We start from the raw sequence: 16,481 nt of genomic DNA, 5'->3' as shown, positions 1-16,481 counted from the left end.
CAGGGGGCGAGTGTTGCGGGGATGTTGACGGGAGCGGGCGGGAAACCGCCATGGCAGCTATTTGCCAAGTGCGGGGAGCGGACCGGGGGTTGCCCCGGAGGGGGCGGGGTCGGGCCCCTACGCCTGCGGCGCCCGCGCGTCATACCGGGCGAAAGCCCGCCACTTCAGGGCAAGCAACCCGACCGCGACCACACACGCGAGCCCGCCTCCCGTGATGGCAACCTTCGGCGACGTGAGGTCCGCGACCGACCCGGCGAGGAAGTCCCCGAGCCGCGGCCCGCCCACGACGACCACGATGAACACGCCCTGCAGCCGGCCCCGCATGTCGTCCGGGGTGGCGGCCTGCAGCATGGTCGCGCGGAACACCATCGAGATGGTGTCGGCGCACCCGGCGAGGGCGAGAAAGAACATGCCGAGCCACAGATTCCGGGTGAGCCCGAAGACGGCGATGGCGACGCCCCAAGCGGCGACGGACAGCAGGATCGCCAGCCCGTGCCGCTGGATCCGCCCGAACCATCCGGAGAACACCCCGCCGAGGAGCGCCCCCACGGCGGGCGCGGCGACCAGCATCCCCGCCGTCTTCGCGTCCCCGCCGAACCACAGCACCGCGACGGCCGGGAACAGGGCCCGAGGATGCGCGAGGACCATGGCGCACATGTCCGTGAAGAACGTCATGCGCACATTGGGCCGCGTACCGAGAAACCGCAGCCCGTCCAGGACGGAGGCCCGCTTGGCCCCGTCGCCCGCACTCCGGATGGGCTTCATGGCGGGCAGCCGCCACATGGCATAGAGCGCGGCGGTGAAGGTGACGGCATCGATCAGATAGGCCGCCTGATACCCCCAGAACCCCACCACCAGACCGCCCACCATCGGCCCGACCATCGTGCCCGAGGTGGTCGTCATGGACCCGAGCGCATTGGCGGCGGGCAACTGCTCGGGCGGCAGCAGCCGGGGAATCATCGAGGTCCGGGCCGGCGAGTTGAGCGCCATGCACGCGGCCTGCAGCGCAACGACCGTGTAGAGCAGCCACACCCGGTGATACCCGGCGAACGCGGCCACGGCGAGCACGACCGACAGCGCACACAGCCCCGCGGCGGTGACGAGCCCCAGCTTGCGCCGGTCGAAGGTGTCGGCGATCGCCCCGCCGTACAGCCCGAACACGACGAGCGGCACCAGCGAGAACACCCCCACGAGCCCCACCGAGAAGCTCGACCCGGTGATCTCGTACACCTGCAACGAGACGGCCAGCGCGGTCATGGCCTGCCCCAGCCACGACACGGTGTTCCCGACCCAGAGCCGACGGTAGTCCTTGGAGGTGCGCAGGGGGGTGAGGTCGGCGAGGATGCGGGGGCGCTTGACGGGTGCGGGTTGGGCGGGCCCCGGGGAAAGGTCTCCGGCTTGGACAGGCCCCGGGGAAGAGTCTCCGACTTGGACGGGACCTCGGGAGGGGTCGCCGGCTTGGCCGGGTATGCCGGATGAGTCCGTTTGGCCTTCCTGGCCTGAGGTCGCGCTGGTCACAGGGGATGCTAACGCGTGCCCCTTACACCCGACCGGGGCGGCCACCAAGGCCCGCTGCGAACCCCATCCCAGCCCTCGCCGCACCGGCCGCCGCCCGCCTGCCCCGCCCCCGCTGCGGGCAGGCCTCCTCAACTATCCCCACCCCGCCCCCCGCTATAGGCAGGCCTCCCCACCCATTCCCGCCCCCCGCTGTGGGCAGGCGTTCCGCAGGGCGAGGGGGGTCCCCCCTGCTCGAGCGAAGCCGAGAGCTTGGGGGAGGGTGGGCACAGCCCGAAGGTGCCGCACGCCGTGAAAGCAGGGCCCCGGCCCACCACGGCGCCGCACGCCATTGAGTCTGGGCTGCCCCGGCCCACCACGGCGCCGCACGCCATTGCCTCAGGGCCACCCCACCCCTGGCGCCGCAAGCCGTTGCGTCAGGGCCGACCCCACCCCCAGCGCCGCAAGCCCAAAACCCGACCCCCAACGAAGCCCGCCCGGCCCCTGAGGACCGGGGGCCCGGGGGCAGAGCCCCCGCGACCCAGGCGGGAACGCGACCCAGGAGGGACAAGCCTCACTACCTCGCAGCAACCACCCGCCGACGAGGCACAAACACCCGACGCCGCAGCGCAGCAACCCCCGCGGCAACCCGCGCAGACCGAAGCTCCGCCATCCCCGAGGGCACCAGCCGCAACAACTCCCCGGCCCCGTCCCCCTCCCCCAGCACCAGCCGAAGCTCCGCGAGCTCGATCCGCAACAACGCCCGCGTCCGGTGCTCCGCAGGCCCCCGCAGCGCCAGCGACAGCTCCAGCGCCGACACGGCCCGCCGCACATCCCCTTGCGCCCGATGGATCCGGGCCCGCTGATGCACCAGCGCCCCCAGCGGATACGCCCCGCACTCCGCGTCCCCCCGATCGGCCCACCGCTCGGCCAGATCGATGTCCTTGAACGCGCCGCACCGATCCCCGCGCACCGCCCGCGCCACCCCTCGCTGGCCGTACAGATACGCCCGCCCCCCGGGCCCGGCCAGGGCTCCGCCGAGCCCCACCGCCGCCTCGGCGAGCACCAGCGCCTCGGCGGGCTGCCCGCACTCCAGGGCCTGCACGCTCAGGTCCCGCAGCACCAGCGCCCGCAGCACCGGCCGCCGTGCCGCACAGCCGAAGGACAGCGCGAGCCCGAAGGCGCCCTGCGCCGCACCGTGCCCCAACTCGTCCATCCAGCACCGCCCGAGCATCCGGCACAGCCCGGCGGCCGCGGCGAGCGCGGCGGGCTCGGCCTCCTCGAACGCGGGGCCGGCCAGGGCTTCCTGCAGCCGCGCCACCACCAGTTCGCGCGCCCGCCCGCCCCCGTACCGCTCCAGCACTCCGTCGATCTCCGCCACCGCCGCGCAGCGTCCTGCGGGCGCCGGACCCCCACGGCCGGCGCCCGCTCCCCCTTCCCCCACCAGGTCCGCCAACTGCACGCGCCGATACGCCAGTTGGCGCAGTCGACGCAGCTTGACGGGGTCCTGGTGCCGGCCGAGCAACTCGGTCAGGCCTCGCGCGGAGTCCGACGCGCAGGCACAGTCGTCCGCCGGTCGGCAGGCCGATCCCCCCACAGGAAAGGCCCCCTGCCCGACGTCCGACAGACCGAGCTCGATGCCGCCCACTGCGCGCTCGAGACGCTGGGAGAACACCCCGGCGAGCAGTTGTCCGGCGGGCGGCCTCGGCCGGGTTCCGGTGAGCCAGTGGGAGACGGTCGAGCGGTCGTACGAGACGCTGAACCCCAGTTCCGCACCGCGCGCGTTGACGGCCCTGGCCAGCTCGGCACCGCTCAGGCCCGCCTCGGCCATCAGTGCGCGCAGCCGGTCGTTCGGCAGCTTCCTCGTCCGCATGACCCCTCCCTCTGCCTGGCCCCCGTCCCTCAGGTGCCCACCACCCACCCGTGGCGGGCACCAGCCATTCGCTGCACCAAGTGGTTCCCAAACGCAACCACCTGTCCCCCAGCAGACGCCGGGACCCCCTTCCGTCACCCCAGACCGGCCGCTCGCTCCGGCTCCGACGACTGAGCCCCATGCGTCTTCCGGGGACATTTCCATCCACAGGGTGACCGTAACAACACGGCATGTGACGGAGTTTCAACATCAACGGCCGGAAACCGACGGAGAGTTGAGGCTCTGGCCCACGCCTGAGGGCCTGTGCGGCGAATGGTGGCTCCAGCAAATGGCCGAAGGTTGCCGTCCCCGTTCGCCGAGCCCGAACGGCGCACCCCAACGCGCGCCTCACCGGGCCTCACCTGACGATGCGTAAGGGACCGCACCCGCGGCCCCGTACACGGTCTGCGCTCTCGGGAGGCTCTGCCATGACCGTAAGCCTTGAGCAGCTACGCCGCTGCCACGTCGCCGTCGATCTGGGGGCCGCGCGTACGCGGGTCTACGTGAAGGGGGCCGGGCTCGTCGTGGACGAGCCCAGCGTCGCCGCCGTCAACACCAAGACCGGCGCCCTGATCGCCGTGGGCGAGTTCGCCGAGCGCATGACGGGCCGCACCCCGGGCTACATCCGGGTGGTGCGGCCGGTGTCCGGCGGCACGGTGGTCGACATCGAGATGGCCCGCCGCATGCTCAGCCAGCTCCTGGACGACAAGCTCCGCCGCGCCCTGCGCCGCAAGCCCCGCCTGCGTGCCGCGGTCTGCACCCCGCACGACGCCGACCCGCTCGCCCAGCGCGCGGCGACCGAGACGCTGGTGGGCCTGGGCGCCCGCCGCGTAGAGCTCGTGGACACCCTGATCGCGGCAGCCGTGGGCTGCGGCCTGCCCGTGGAACAGCCCGAGGCCACCATGATCATGGTGTGCGGTGCGGCGACCACCCAGGTCGCGGTGCTCTCGATGGGCTCGATCGTCACCGCCGAGCGGATGGCGGTGGGCGGCGACGCGATCGACCACGCGATCCTGCAACACCTGCGCCACCAGCACGAGTTGGTGCTGCCGAGCCAGTCGGTGCGCCCGCTGCAGCTGGCGCTGAGCGGCAACGGCCTGACCTCGCACGGCCCGGAGAGCACGGAGATCCACGGCCGCGACGTGGCCACCGGCCTCGCCCGCTCGGTGCAGGTCCAGACGGCCGCCGTACGCGATGCCATCCACACCCCGCTGACCGCCGTGCTCGACGGCATCGGCAAGGTGCTGCGGAACTGCCCGCCGGACCTCGTGGCCGACCTCGCCGACCGGGGCATCATGATGGTCGGCGGCAGCGCGCTGCTGCCCGGCCTGGACACGATGCTGCGCAGCGCCACGGGCATGCCGGTGGCCATCGCGGAACGCCCCGACGTGTGCGCGATCCTGGGCCTGGGCGCGCTCCTGGAGGGCAAGGTCGCCCCGATGCACCTGGACCCCCTGGCCCAGTGACCGCAACACCGACACCAGGACCAGGAGAGGAGCGCACCCCATGGCCATGTCCATCCAGCTCATCGGCGCCGCCCTGATCCTGGTGTCGTTCGTGCTCGCCCAGTCCGGCCGGGTCGCCTTCGGCTCGGCCGGTCATCTCTGGCTGAACTTCATCGGCTCCTCGCTCCTCACCATCGAGGCGGCGGCCGGCGAGCAGTGGGGGTTCCTGCTGCTCGAAGGGGCCTGGGCGCTGTACTCGCTGCTCGGCCTGGTGGACTGGGCGCGGGGCCGCCCGGTCAGCGGCCAGGAAGCCGCGTGAGCGAAGGTCCGGTCCCAGGTCCGGTCGACGGCCCGAGGGTGCCGCTCCTGGAGGCGGTCCTCAGCGTCGGCACGGACCTCGAACTACGGGCCACACTGAAGCACTTGGTGGACGCCGCGGCCGAGCTGACGGACGCGGCGTACGGGGCGCTCGGCGTCGTCGACCCGGCGCAGGGGCGGCTCACCGAGCTGTTCACCGCGGGCATGGACGAGGCGACCCGGGCCGCGATCGGGCGCCTCCCGTGCGGCGACGCCGGGCTGCTCGGCGTACTCATCAAGGACCCGAAGCCGCTGCGGCTGACCGATCTCACCGAGGACCCCCGTTCGTGCGGAATGCCCGCCGGGCATCCCCCCATGCGCAGCTTCATCGGCGTCCCGGTCCTGGTGCGCGCCGAGGTGTTCGGCAATCTCTATCTCACCGACAAGAGGCACGGCGCAGCGTTCACCGCCGAGGACGAGCAGCTCCTGCGGATCCTCGCCGCGCAGGCCGGCATCGCGATCGGCAACGCCCGGCTGTACGAGGCCGCGCGGCAGCGCGAGCGCTGGATCGAGGGCGCCGCCGCGGTCACCACGGCGCTGCTGTCCCGGAAGTCGCCGACCGATGCCCTGATGGTCGTGGCCGAGCAGGCCAGGAAGCTCGCGGACGCCGCGGCCGGGGTGATCCTGCAGCCCACGGTCGACGGCGGCATGGAGATCGTCACGGCCTCCACGCACGGGGACCCCGGCGACCTGGTCGGCACGACCATCTCCCCCGGCAGCCCGGTCCTGGATCAACTCCTGGGCGGCGAGGCGGTGTTCGTCGAGGACTCGTCGACCGACCCGCGGATGACTACGCCGGTACGCGCCCGCTTCGGCCCGAGCATGCTGCTGCCCCTGCAGGCCGAGGGCCGACTGATCGGCACCCTCGCCCTGCCCCGCAGGATCGGCGCCCGCACCTACACGGCGACGGAGCGCGTCCTCGCCGGCCACTTCGCCCAGCAGGCCGCGCTCGCCCTGGTCCTCGCGGACGCGCAGGAGAGCCGGGAGCGCCTCGCGGTGTTCGAGGACCGGGACCGGATCGCCCGCGATCTGCACGACCTGGTGGTGCAGCGCCTGTTCGCCACCGGGATGATGCTGGACGCCGCCAAGCGCCGGGCCCAGCTCACGGACGTCGAGGACACCATCGGCAAGGCGGTGGACGAGCTGGACTCGACCATCCAGGAGGTGCGTACGGCCATCTTCGCCCTGCAGCAGCCGCCCGCCGACGCCCCGACCAGCTTTCGCGGCAAGGTCCTGCGGGAGGCGGCGGGGGTCGCGGCGGTGCTCGGGTTCCAGCCGTCCGCGCAGTTCACGGGGGCGGTGGACAGCCGCATCGGGGAGCGCACGGCGGGGCATCTGCTGACCAACCTGCGACGCGCCCTGGAGACGGCCTCGCGCCGCCCGGAGGTGTCCCGCATCGAGATCACGGTCGACGCGGCGGCCCGACTGCCGGACGGGCGGGACGGGGTACGGCTCACGGTGTACGACGACGGGGCCAGGGACGCGGCCGCCGAGGGCGGCGACAGCGGCGGCGAGGGTGACGGCGAGGGCGTTGCGGGTACGACGCTGACCTGGCAGTCACCCCTCTGAGGCCTGTCCGACCCGAACCTCCCGCACATGCTTTCGGATAGCGCCCATTACTCTCGTCCCCAACTGCGCGGCCCCAGCGGCACCACCTGCCACAGGGGCCCTGACCAGCAGTGTCACCTGCCTTCCGAAATAGGGGAGTTCATGTCCGTCAGTCGCCTGCACCGCCCCGGCCATCCGACGGAGGGCCTGCTGGAAAGCCTCCGCCGCCCTGCCGAGAAGGCCCCGCAGGAGACGGCCTTCACCTTTCCCCGCTTCGATGAGCACTCCGGACTCGAACTGCCGCCGGTCCGCCTGACCCGCGGGGAACTCGACTCCCGCGCCCGCGCCTTGGCGGTCGCCCTCACCGAACGTGGCGCACGGCGCGGACGCGTACTGCTTCTGCTGCCGCCCGGTCCGGCCTTCGTGGTGGGCCTGTTCGGCTGTCTGTACGCGGGTGCCGCGGCGGTGGCATGCGCGCCGCCCAAGGAAGGCACGGGCGGCGCGCTCGCCGAACGCTTCGTGCAGATGGGCAAGGACGCCGAGGTCGCGGCAGTCGTGGCCCCGCGCGGCCGGACGGCGGAGCTGCGCCGGATCTGGGCCGAGGGCGGCGCCCCCCAGGGACCGGACTGGATCGAGGTCGACGCCGACGCGAGCGACGTACCGGCTGCGCCCGACCTGTGGACGCCTCCGGACGCGGACGGCCACGACCTGGCCCTGCTTCAGTACACCTCGGGCTCGACCGGCACCCCCAAGGGCGTCATGGTCACCCGCGACAACCTCCTGGAGCAGCTGCGCGTCTTCCGCGACCTGGCCGAACTCCCGGACGGCGCCGACGTGGTGACCTGGATGCCCGTGTACCACGCGCTCGGCATCGCGGGCACGGTCACGATGTCCCAGTTCGTCGGCGGCCACTGCACCGTCCTCACCCCGGACGACTTCGTCGCCGAACCCTTCCGTTGGCTGAAGGCGATATCCGACGCACAGGCCCCGGTCTTCAGCTGCGGCCCGAACTTCGCGTACGACCGCTGCGTCGAGCGCGTCACCCCCGAGCAGCGCGAACAGCTGGACCTCGGCCGCTGGCACGCCGCCTTCAACGCGGCCGAACGCATCCAGGCCCGCACCATCGAGGCCTTCACCGACGCCTTCGCCCCGCACGGCTTCCGCCGCGAGGCCTGGTTCCCCGGCTACGGCCTCACCGAGGTCACCCTCGGCATCAGCGGCCGCCGCGGCCCCGACCCGCTGCGGCTCACGCTGGACGCGGCCGCCCTGGAGGCGGGCCGCGCGACCCCGGCCACGACCGACACCGCCCGCACGGCCGAGCTCGTGGGCTGCGGCACCCCGCACCCCCGCGTCCGCATGCTCGTAGTCGACCCGACGACGCTGACCGAGTGCGCCGACGGCGAGGTCGGCGAGATCTGGGTGGCCGGCGACGTCGTCAACCAGGGCTACTGGCAGCGCCCCGAGCAGACCACGGAGACCTTCGGCGGCCAACTGGCCGACGGCGAGGGCCCGTTCGTCCGCACGGGCGACCTCGCCTTCTCCCAGGACGGCGAGATCGTGGTCTGCGGCCGGCTGAAGGAACTCATCATCATCCGCGGCCGCAACATCCACCCCCAGGACGTCGAGTCCGCCGCCCGTAGGGCCCACCCGGCCCTGGAGACGGCACCGGCGGCCGCGTTCTCGGTGGACACGGAGAGCGGCGAGCAGCTGGTCCTGGTCCAGTCGGTCGAGTCCCCCGAGGACCTCGACCTGCCGGCCCTCGCCACCGAGGTACGCGCCGCCGTCGCCGCAGATCAGGAAGTCGAGGCGCACACGGTCGTGTTCGTCCGCCCGGCCGACATCCCGATGACGGGCAGCGGCAAGATCCGCCGCACCACCTGCCGCCAGGCCCACCTCGACGGCGAACTCACCCCGCTGCTCACCTCGTCCGTCACCTCCGCCCCGGCGGAAGAGGCGGCCGACGCCGAGGATCCGCAGACCCCCGCAAGCCCCTTGCGGGACATGGTGATCGCCCTCCCCGCCGAGCTCCGCGCCCAGGTCCTCACCGCGGAGATACGCCGCCGGGTCGGCGCCCTCCTGCGCGTCGACCCGGCCTCCGTCGCCGAGGACCGCCCCCTGACCTCCCTCGGCCTGGAGTCCCTGCGCACGGTCGAACTCCGGCACGGCCTGAGCCGCGACTTCGGCGTGCCGCTGCCGCTCGCCGACTTCTTCCGGGGCGGCATCCCGACGGTGGCGGGGCTGATCGCGACCGGACTGACCTCCGAAGAGGCGGTCACACCCGGGGAGTTGGTCCGGCCGACGCTCACACCGAACCCCTCGGCCCGCCACGAGCCGTTCCCGCTGACCGAGATCCAGCACGCCTATCTGGTCGGCCGGAGCAGCGGCTACGAGCTGGGCTCCACCTCCATCCACCTCTACACCGAGTACGCCTCCCCCGACCTCGACCTGCCCCGCCTCCGCCGCGCCCTGACCGCCCTGGTCGCCCGGCACGAGATGCTGCGGGCCGTCGTCGCCTCGGACGGCACCCAGCGCATCCTCTCCGAGGTGGGCGAGGTCCCGGTCACGGAGTACGACCTCCGCGAGGCGCCCGACGAGGACCAGAGGGCTCATTTGGCCGCCCTGCGCGCGGAGTTGAGCCACCAGGCCCTCCCCCTGGACACCTGGCCGATGTTCGATATCCACGTCACCTGGCTCGACGGCGACCGTGACGGCAACCACGCCCGCGTCCACATCGGCATCGACCTGCTGATCGCCGACGTGGCCTCGATCCGCCTGTTCTTCCTGGAGCTCGGCGACCTCTACGCCGACCCGACCGCCCAACTCCCGCCGCTCGACGTGTCGTTCCGCGACTACGTCCTCGCCGCGCAGGAGCTGCGCGACTCACCGGCGTACGACACGGCACGCGCGTACTGGAAGACCCGGATCGAGACCCTCCCCCCGAACCCCCAACTCCCCTTGCGCGCAGGGACACTTCCCACCGGCAGCACTCCCCTGCGCACCCGCCGTCAGGACCGCCTGCCGGCCGCCGACTGGATCCGGGTGAAGGAGCGCGCCGCCGCCCGCGGCCTCACGCCCTCCGCCGTCCAGCTCGCCGCGTACGCCACCGTCCTCGGCGCCTGGAGCCGCAGCGGCCACTTCACCCTCAACGTGCCGCTCTTCAACCGCCACCCGCTGCATCCGCACATCGACCGCGTGATCGGCGACTTCACCTCGGTGACCCTCCTGGAGGTCGACCTCCGCCCCGGCGGCGGGTTCACCGCGCTCGCCGCACGCATGCAGCGGCAACTGTGGCAGGACATGGACCACCGACTCTTCAGCGGCGTGGACGTCATCCGCGAGATCGCACGGGTCCGCGACGTGCCGCCGCACGCCTTCTCCGCGACGGTCTTCGCCAGCGCCCGCGAACAGGGCCGCGACCAGGACTTCACGGGCGGCGAGGTGGGCGCGGACTGGCTCGGCGAGACCGTGTACGCGGTGTCGCAGACGCCCCAGGTCCGCCTCGACCACCAGGTGTACGAGGACCGGGGCGACCTCACCTACAAGTGGGACGCGGTAGAGGAGACCTTCCCGCCGGGCGTTCTGGACGACATGTTCGACGCCTATACGCGGCTGCTGTGGGGCCTCGCCGACGAGGCGGGCGCCTGGGACGCACAGGGTGAATCGGTGTTGCCCGCACGGCAGTTGGCGCTGATCGAGGCGGCCAACGCGACCGAGGAGAAGGTGCCGGACGGGCTGTTGATCACGGACCTGGTCGAGCAGGCGCTGACGCATCCGGAGCGCACGGCGGTCGTCGGGGCGGGCCGCGAGCTGACGTACGGCGAGCTCTACCGACACGCCTGCCGACTCGCACGCCAACTGCGTGAACTCGGGGCTGGTACCGGCGAGTTGGTGGCGGTCGGGATCGGCAAGAGTGTCGAGCAGATCGTGGCGGTGGTCGCGGTGCAGCTGGCGGGGACGGCGTATCTGCCGGTCGACCCCGCGCTGCCGACGGCCCGCCGGGAGTGGCTGCTCGCGCACTCGGGGGCCCGGCTCGCCCTGGTGGCGGAGCGGGGCGACTGGCCGGCCACGGTCGGCACGCTCGTCGTCGACCTGACCACCGAGGACGGCGACGACTCGCCGCTGGAGCCGGTACAGGGGCCGGACGCTCTCGCGTACGTCCTCTACACCTCGGGCTCCACCGGCACGCCCAAGGGGGTCGCGGTCTCGCACCGCGCGGCCCTGAACACCTGCCTGGACTTCGCTGACCGCTGCGAACTCAACGCCGATGACCGGGTGCTGGGGTTGTCGGCGCTCGGGTTCGACCTGTCCGTGGCGGACATCTTCGCCGTCCTCGGACGGGGCGGGGCCCTGGTCCTGCCCGCACCCTCGGCCGTCACCGACCCGGCCCGCTGGCTGGCCCTGATGGCCGAGCACCGGGTCACCCTGTGGAACTCGGTCCCGGCCCTGATGCAGATGCTCGTCGAGCACATCGGCGACGCCCCGGCCCCGCCCGCCCTGCGGACGCTGCGCGAGGTGTGGCTCTCCGGCGACTGGATCCCGGTCGACCTGCCGGCCCGCATCCGGTCCGCGGCCCCCGCCGCCCGGGTCACGTCGGCGGGCGGCGCCACGGAGGCCGCGATCTGGTCGGTCGCCCACGTGGTGACCGAGGACGATGCCGGACGCGACTCGATCCCGTACGGCACCGCCCTGCGCAACCAGACGATGGAGGTCCTCAACGACCGCCTGGAGCACTGCCCGGTCGGCGTCACCGGCGAGATCCACATCGGCGGCACCGGCCTGGCCGACGGCTACTGGAGAGACCCGGAACGCACCGCCGCGTCCTTCGTCACCGACCCCGCCTCCGGCCGCCGCCTGTACCGCACGGGCGACCTGGGCCGCTGGCTCCCGTCCGGCGAGATCGAGATCCTCGGCCGCGAGGACTTCCAGGTCAAGATCCGCGGCCATCGCATCGAACTGGGCGAGATCGAGGCGGCGTTGCTGCGCCGCCCCGAGGTACGGGCGGCGGCCGTCACAGTCATCGGCTCCACCCGCGGCACCCGCCGCCTCGCAGCCGTGATCGTCCCCGAGACCCCACCAGCCACACAACCCGGGACCACCCCGCTCACCTACCGGGCCGACCTCCACCCTGACACCGCGCCCGCCCCCCTGAACCCCTTGACCACCAAGCCAACCCACCCCACCCCCCACACGAGCCACCCACCAACGGCCGCCCCCGACAGACCGGCCGCACAGGCCAGGACCACCCCCGCCACCTACCGGGCCGACCTCGGCGAGGGCGTCCTGACCGACCCCCTCGGCCGCCTCGCCTTCAAGGCGAGCCGTCCCGGCCTGCGTACGGACCTCCCGGCCGCCGCCGACCGGCTCGTGCTGCCCACCGCGAACCCGCCCGCCCGCACCAGCCGGCGCACCTTCGCCCCCGACCCGCTCGCGGTCGACGCCTTCGCCGGACTCCTCGGCGTCCTCGGCGCGTACGAGGACGCCACCGGCACCCTGAAATACCGCTACGCCTCCGCCGGCGGCCTCTACCCGGTCCAGACGTACGTGCACATCGCCCCCGGCCGCATCGCCGGCCTCGACGGCGGCACGTACTACCTGGACCCGCACCGCCACCGCCTGGTCGCCCTGACCACCGGCGCCACGATCGACCCCGGGGTCCACACGCCGGACAACCAACTCATCGCGGATTCAGCCGCGTTCACCCTCCTCTTCGTCGCCCGCCGCTCGGCGATCGAGCCGCTGTACGGCAGCCGGGCACGCGACTTCTGTCTGATCGAGGCGGGCCTGATGGCGCAGTTGCTGGACAGCGCGGCGCCGGAGCTAGGGCTCGGCCTGTGCCAGGTGGGCGTGCTGCACCCGACCGAGGCCCTGCGCACGGCCCTCGCCCTGGACGACGACCACGAGGTGCTGCACGGGATGCTCGGCGGGTCCCCCGACCCCGAGGAGGCACCGGCCCCGGAGGTCTCCCTGACCGACACCCTCCGGTCCGCCCTGGCCGCGACCCTGCCCGACTACCTGGTCCCCGCCACCTTCGTCGAGGCCGACCGCCTCCCCCTGACCTCGCGCGGCAAGCTCGACCGCGAGGCGCTGCGGGAACTGGCCGAAGCCGCCGAGCCGGAACCCACCGAGCCCGACGACGCGGCCCACACGGAGACCGAGGCGAAGATCCTCGCCGTACTCCGCACCGAGCCGGGCCTCACCGCCCTCGCCCTGCACGACCATCTGCTCGACCTGGGCGTCGACTCCGTCGCCATGGTCCGCCTGCACCGCCTGCTGCAGACGGCCCTGGACCGCCGCTTCCCCCTGGTCGCGATGTTCGAGCAGCCCACGGCCGGCGGCCTGGCCGCCTACGTCACCGGCCTCCCCCCGGCCACCGAGGCCGAGGACCCGGCCGCCACCACCCGCCCGCAGGACAGGGAAAACCAGTAATGCCGACGCCCCCCGAGAAGCCGTCCCTGCGTCTCTTCTGCATCCCCTACGCCGGCGGCTCGTCCTACGTCTACCGGGGCTGGCAGCGGGCCTTCCCGGCCGGCATCGACGTCTGCCCCATCGAGCTGCCCGGCCGCGGGACCCGCATCCGCGATCCCCTGCCCACGGACCTCGACGCCCTCGTGGACGACATCCTCGCCACGATGGACGACCGGCTCGACGGGCCCTTCGCCCTGTTCGGCCACAGCTTCGGCGCGGCCCTGGCCTTCGAGGCGGCCACCCGCCTCGAAGCAACGGGCCGACCGCCGGCCCACCTGGCGGTGGCGGCGTACCGCGCCCCGTCGTCCGCGCCCGTCACGGACTCGGACGCACGGCTCCCCGACGCCCAATTCCGCGAGGTGCTGCGCAAGATGGGCGGCACCCCCGCCGAACTCCTGGACGACGACGCCTTCATGGAGATGGCGATGCCGGTCATCAGGGCGGACATGCTCCTGGCCGACGCCTACGGCGACCGCACACCGCCCCCGCTGAGCTGCCCCGTCTCGACGCACGGCGGCGCGGACGACTGGTTCACCCAGGCCGACCTCAAGGCCTGGTCCCGGCACGCCGGCGGCCGCTTCGCGATGCACGAGTACCCGGGCGGCCACTTCTTCCTGCAGACCCACGAGGCGGAGCTGCAACGGGCGCTGAGGAGCGAGCTCCATCCCTGAGGGGCCTGGAGTGAAATAAGGGCCGCCACGGTTTGCGTGGCGGCCCTTACGGATACATGTGCGCAGGTCGCATCGTTTCTGCACCTGCTGCCTTGTGGGGCGGGTGGGACTCGAACCCACGGCCGACGGATTATGAGTCCGCTGCTCTAACCGGCTGAGCTACCGCCCCGGAACGGCGTGTCGCGTACACATGTACGCGCCGTCTGCCGCAGCATAGCCGCTCATACGATCTCCTGCGTCGGATGGTCGGCTCTGCCCGGCTGCGCATCTACCGGCTCGCGGTCGGTGCACGTCGATGAGGACTGCGTCGCAGGCAGGACGGTTCCACCGGACATGAAAAAGGACCCCGAAGGGGTCCTTTTTTCACTGCTCTCCCAACTGGACTCGAACCAGTAACCTGCCGATTAACAGTCGGCTGCTCTGCCAATTGAGCTATGGGAGACCGAGCTCCCCCGACTGGACTCGAACCAGTAACCTGCCGGTTAACAGCCGGCTGCTCTGCCAATTGAGCTACAGGGGATCGTCTCGTTGCGACGAAGCCACCTACCTGGGGTTTCCCGGGCGGCGGACGTTCGCTGCGACACATACATTAGCGCAAGCAGGGGGGTGCTCCGCCAATCGGTATCGGGTAGGCACCCAGTACGCGACGTAGAGGAAGGGTGACAGCCATGCGGTACAAGCTCACGTTCGTCGTCGGACTGGCCCTCGGGTACGTGATCGGGACGCGGGCCGGGCGCGAGCGCTACGAGCAACTGAAGAAGACCGCCCGCCAGATCTCGCAGAATCCCGCGGTCCGCAACACCGTGGAGTCGGCGGCGCAGGGCGGCCGCGAGTTCGCGGGCAAGGCCTTCGCCTCGGTGAGCGACAAGGTCGGGGACAAGGTCCCGGACTCGGTGGCCGACCGGGTGCGTTCACTGAGGGAGAAGAACGGCAAGGGCGGCGCCGGCGAGGACGACTGGGGCACGAGCAACACCTGACGCCGGTGGCGTAATACCTGAGGTTTGCCTCTCCAAGGGCTCAGGACACTCCCGCGGTAGGGCAAAATCTTGAGGCATGGGGATAGTCGCCGGTCTGGACAGTTCTGCCGAGTTCACTCGCATCGTCGTGTGCGACTCGGATACGGGTGCCGTGCTGCGGCAGGGCTATGCGCCGCATCCGGTGGAGGGCCGGCCTTCGGACATCGATCCGCAGGCCTGGCTGCTCTCGCTCGGTGAGGCCGCCGGCGGCGGGCTCCTGGAAGGCGTGCAGGCCATCGGGGTCTCCGCGCAGCAGAACGCCGTGGTGCCGCTGGACGCACAGGGCAACACCGTGCGCCCCGCGATCGTCGGCGGGGACAAGCGGGCCCAGGTCGCGGCCGTCGATCTGGTCGACGCGCTCGGCGGGCGGCAGGCCTGGGCCGAGGCCGTGGGCTCGGTGCCCGGGGCGCCGCATCCGATCACCAAGCTGCGCTGGCTGGCGAAGACCGAGCCGGACGCCGCGCAGCGCACCGCGATGGTGCTGCAGGCGCACGACTGGCTGGTGTGGCAGCTCCTCGGCCGTCCGGCGCGCCGCACTGCGGACCGCGGCGGCGCCTCCGGCACCGGCTACTGGTCGGCCTCGACCGGCGCCTACCGCCCCGATCTGGTCGAGCTGGCGCTCGGCCACCAGATAGCGCTGCCCGAGGTGCTCGGTCCCGCCGAGGCCGCCGGGACCACGCCGGAGGGGCTGCTGATCTCGGCCGGCACCGGCGAGACGATGGCCGCCGCCTTCGGGCTCGGCATCGGCGTGGGTGACGCCGTGGTGTCGCTCGGGGCCTCCGGGTCCGTCATGGCCGTGCATCACGAGGCGCTTGCCGACCCGAGCGGAATGATCACTTCCTTCGCCGACGCGACGGGGATGCACCTGCCCGTCGTCCACACGCTGAATGCGGTACGTGCCCTCCGTGGCACCGCCGATCTGCTCGGCACCGACCTGGACGGGCTCTCGGAGCTCGCCCTGAAGTCGACGCCGGGCGCGCACGGACTGGTCCTTCTGCCCTATCTGGAGGGCGAGAAGACCCCCGCGCTGCCGCACACCGCGGGCACCCTGACCGGCCTTCGCCGGGAGTCGATGAAGCCGGAGCACCTGGCGCGGGCCGCGTTCGAGGGCATGCTCTGCTCGCTGGCCGACGCGATGGACGTACTGCGCGGCCGGGGCGTGGAGGTGCGCCGGGTCTTCCTGCTCGGGGCGGCCGCCGAGCTGTCCGCCGTGCAGGCCGCAGCGCCGATGCTGCTCGGGGCGCAGGTCGTCGTGCCGCAGCCGGCCGACTACGCGGCGCTCGGCGCGGCCCGGCAGGCGGCGTGGGCGCTCGGCGTCTCGCAGGGCTCGCTCACCGCGCAGGCGCCGCCCGCCTGGCAGGGGGCCGCGGCTCAGGTCTTCGAGCCGGGCGAGGAGCTGGCGGTGGGCAAGGCGGTGCGCCAGCAGTACGTGGCGGTGCGCGAGCAGACCCATCCGGGTGCGTTCGGGCCTGCCTGATCCTGACCCGGTGGGGGCCTTGGTCCCGGCCCGTGGGGACGGGGCTCTGGCCGGTTCTTGACCCTCCCTTGAGTTAATCCGTTGAGCTCCGGGCGG

The 16,481-nt window shown here is 72.7% G+C and carries 9 protein-coding genes and 3 tRNA genes; 7 read left to right on the top strand and 5 right to left on the bottom strand.

Features of this window, described 5'->3' with window-relative positions; all coding sequences use genetic code 11:
* Window positions 1–117 precede the first annotated feature (117 nt).
* Window positions 118–1,344 (bottom strand): MFS transporter, encoded by a 1,227-nt coding sequence (locus OG430_RS32545; protein ID WP_327359320.1) that lies wholly within the window; start codon window positions 1,342–1,344, stop codon window positions 118–120.
* A 727-nt stretch (window positions 1,345–2,071) separates the two neighbouring features.
* Window positions 2,072–3,367, bottom strand: coding sequence for a helix-turn-helix domain-containing protein (locus OG430_RS32540; protein WP_327356207.1), 1,296 nt, complete (start codon window positions 3,365–3,367; stop codon window positions 2,072–2,074).
* Between the two features lie 467 nt (window positions 3,368–3,834).
* On the opposite strand from OG430_RS32540, the gene OG430_RS32535 reads away from it, so the two are divergent.
* The 5 genes from OG430_RS32535 to OG430_RS32515 all read left to right on the top strand — a co-directional run bounded on the left by OG430_RS32535 (window position 3,835) and on the right by OG430_RS32515 (window position 13,892).
* Window positions 3,835–4,872 carry a rod shape-determining protein gene (locus OG430_RS32535; RefSeq protein ID WP_327356206.1) on the top strand — a complete coding sequence of 346 codons (1,038 nt, stop codon included), beginning with the start codon at window positions 3,835–3,837 and terminating at the stop codon, window positions 4,870–4,872.
* A gap of 40 nt (window positions 4,873–4,912) precedes the next feature.
* Window positions 4,913–5,170: a CBU_0592 family membrane protein gene (locus OG430_RS32530; RefSeq protein ID WP_327356205.1), complete on the top strand. Its 258-nt coding sequence runs from the start codon at window positions 4,913–4,915 to the stop codon at window positions 5,168–5,170.
* A complete protein-coding gene (locus tag OG430_RS32525) occupies window positions 5,167–6,777 on the top strand; it encodes a sensor histidine kinase (RefSeq protein ID WP_327356204.1) in 1,611 nt (536 codons plus the stop codon). Before OG430_RS32530 ends, OG430_RS32525 begins: the two co-directional genes overlap by 4 nt.
* Before the next feature lie 141 nt (window positions 6,778–6,918).
* The gene (locus tag OG430_RS32520; protein ID WP_327356203.1) at window positions 6,919–13,182 is read left to right on the top strand and encodes a non-ribosomal peptide synthetase; all 6,264 of its coding nucleotides are present in this window, start codon (window positions 6,919–6,921) and stop codon (window positions 13,180–13,182) included.
* Window positions 13,182–13,892 (top strand): thioesterase II family protein, encoded by a 711-nt coding sequence (locus tag OG430_RS32515; protein ID WP_327356202.1) that lies wholly within the window; start codon window positions 13,182–13,184, stop codon window positions 13,890–13,892. The genes OG430_RS32520 and OG430_RS32515 overlap by 1 nt, the downstream gene beginning before the upstream one ends.
* A gap of 95 nt (window positions 13,893–13,987) precedes the next feature.
* Here the strand turns inward: OG430_RS32515 and OG430_RS32510 are convergent.
* The 3 genes from OG430_RS32510 to OG430_RS32500 all read right to left on the bottom strand — a co-directional run bounded on the left by OG430_RS32510 (window position 13,988) and on the right by OG430_RS32500 (window position 14,412).
* Window positions 13,988–14,061, bottom strand: a tRNA-Ile gene (locus OG430_RS32510).
* Window positions 14,062–14,261: 200 nt separating this feature from the next.
* Window positions 14,262–14,334, bottom strand: a tRNA-Asn gene (locus OG430_RS32505).
* 5 nt (window positions 14,335–14,339) lie between these two features.
* Window positions 14,340–14,412 (bottom strand) — tRNA-Asn (locus OG430_RS32500).
* Between the two features lie 148 nt (window positions 14,413–14,560).
* Between OG430_RS32500 and OG430_RS32495 the strand changes: the two genes are divergently transcribed.
* Window positions 14,561–14,869, top strand: a complete 309-nt coding sequence (locus OG430_RS32495) for a YtxH domain-containing protein (protein ID WP_327356201.1) — start codon at window positions 14,561–14,563, stop codon at window positions 14,867–14,869.
* Between the two features lie 76 nt (window positions 14,870–14,945).
* Window positions 14,946–16,385 (top strand): FGGY family carbohydrate kinase, encoded by a 1,440-nt coding sequence (locus tag OG430_RS32490; RefSeq protein ID WP_327356200.1) that lies wholly within the window; start codon window positions 14,946–14,948, stop codon window positions 16,383–16,385.
* The last annotated feature ends 96 nt before the right edge of the window (window positions 16,386–16,481 follow it).

The organism is Streptomyces sp. NBC_01304 (assembly GCF_035975855.1).
Taxonomy (GTDB): domain Bacteria; phylum Actinomycetota; class Actinomycetes; order Streptomycetales; family Streptomycetaceae; genus Streptomyces.
The sequence above is the reverse complement of the archived record's forward strand: the minus strand, read 5'-3'. Positions and strand labels throughout refer to the sequence as shown.

What these genes read in the sequence shown, in the direction of transcription:
- OG430_RS32540 (WP_327356207.1), bottom strand. Translation starts at nt 3,367, where the DNA reads ATGCGGACGAGGAAGCTGCCGAACGACCGGCTGCGCGCACTGATGGCC.
- OG430_RS32535 (WP_327356206.1), top strand. Translation starts at nt 3,835, where the DNA reads ATGACCGTAAGCCTTGAGCAGCTACGCCGCTGCCACGTCGCCGTCGAT.
- OG430_RS32530 (WP_327356205.1), top strand. Translation starts at nt 4,913, where the DNA reads ATGGCCATGTCCATCCAGCTCATCGGCGCCGCCCTGATCCTGGTGTCG.
- OG430_RS32520 (WP_327356203.1), top strand. Translation starts at nt 6,919, where the DNA reads ATGTCCGTCAGTCGCCTGCACCGCCCCGGCCATCCGACGGAGGGCCTG.
- OG430_RS32515 (WP_327356202.1), top strand. Translation starts at nt 13,182, where the DNA reads ATGCCGACGCCCCCCGAGAAGCCGTCCCTGCGTCTCTTCTGCATCCCC.
- OG430_RS32495 (WP_327356201.1), top strand. Translation starts at nt 14,561, where the DNA reads ATGCGGTACAAGCTCACGTTCGTCGTCGGACTGGCCCTCGGGTACGTG.
- OG430_RS32490 (WP_327356200.1), top strand. Translation starts at nt 14,946, where the DNA reads ATGGGGATAGTCGCCGGTCTGGACAGTTCTGCCGAGTTCACTCGCATC.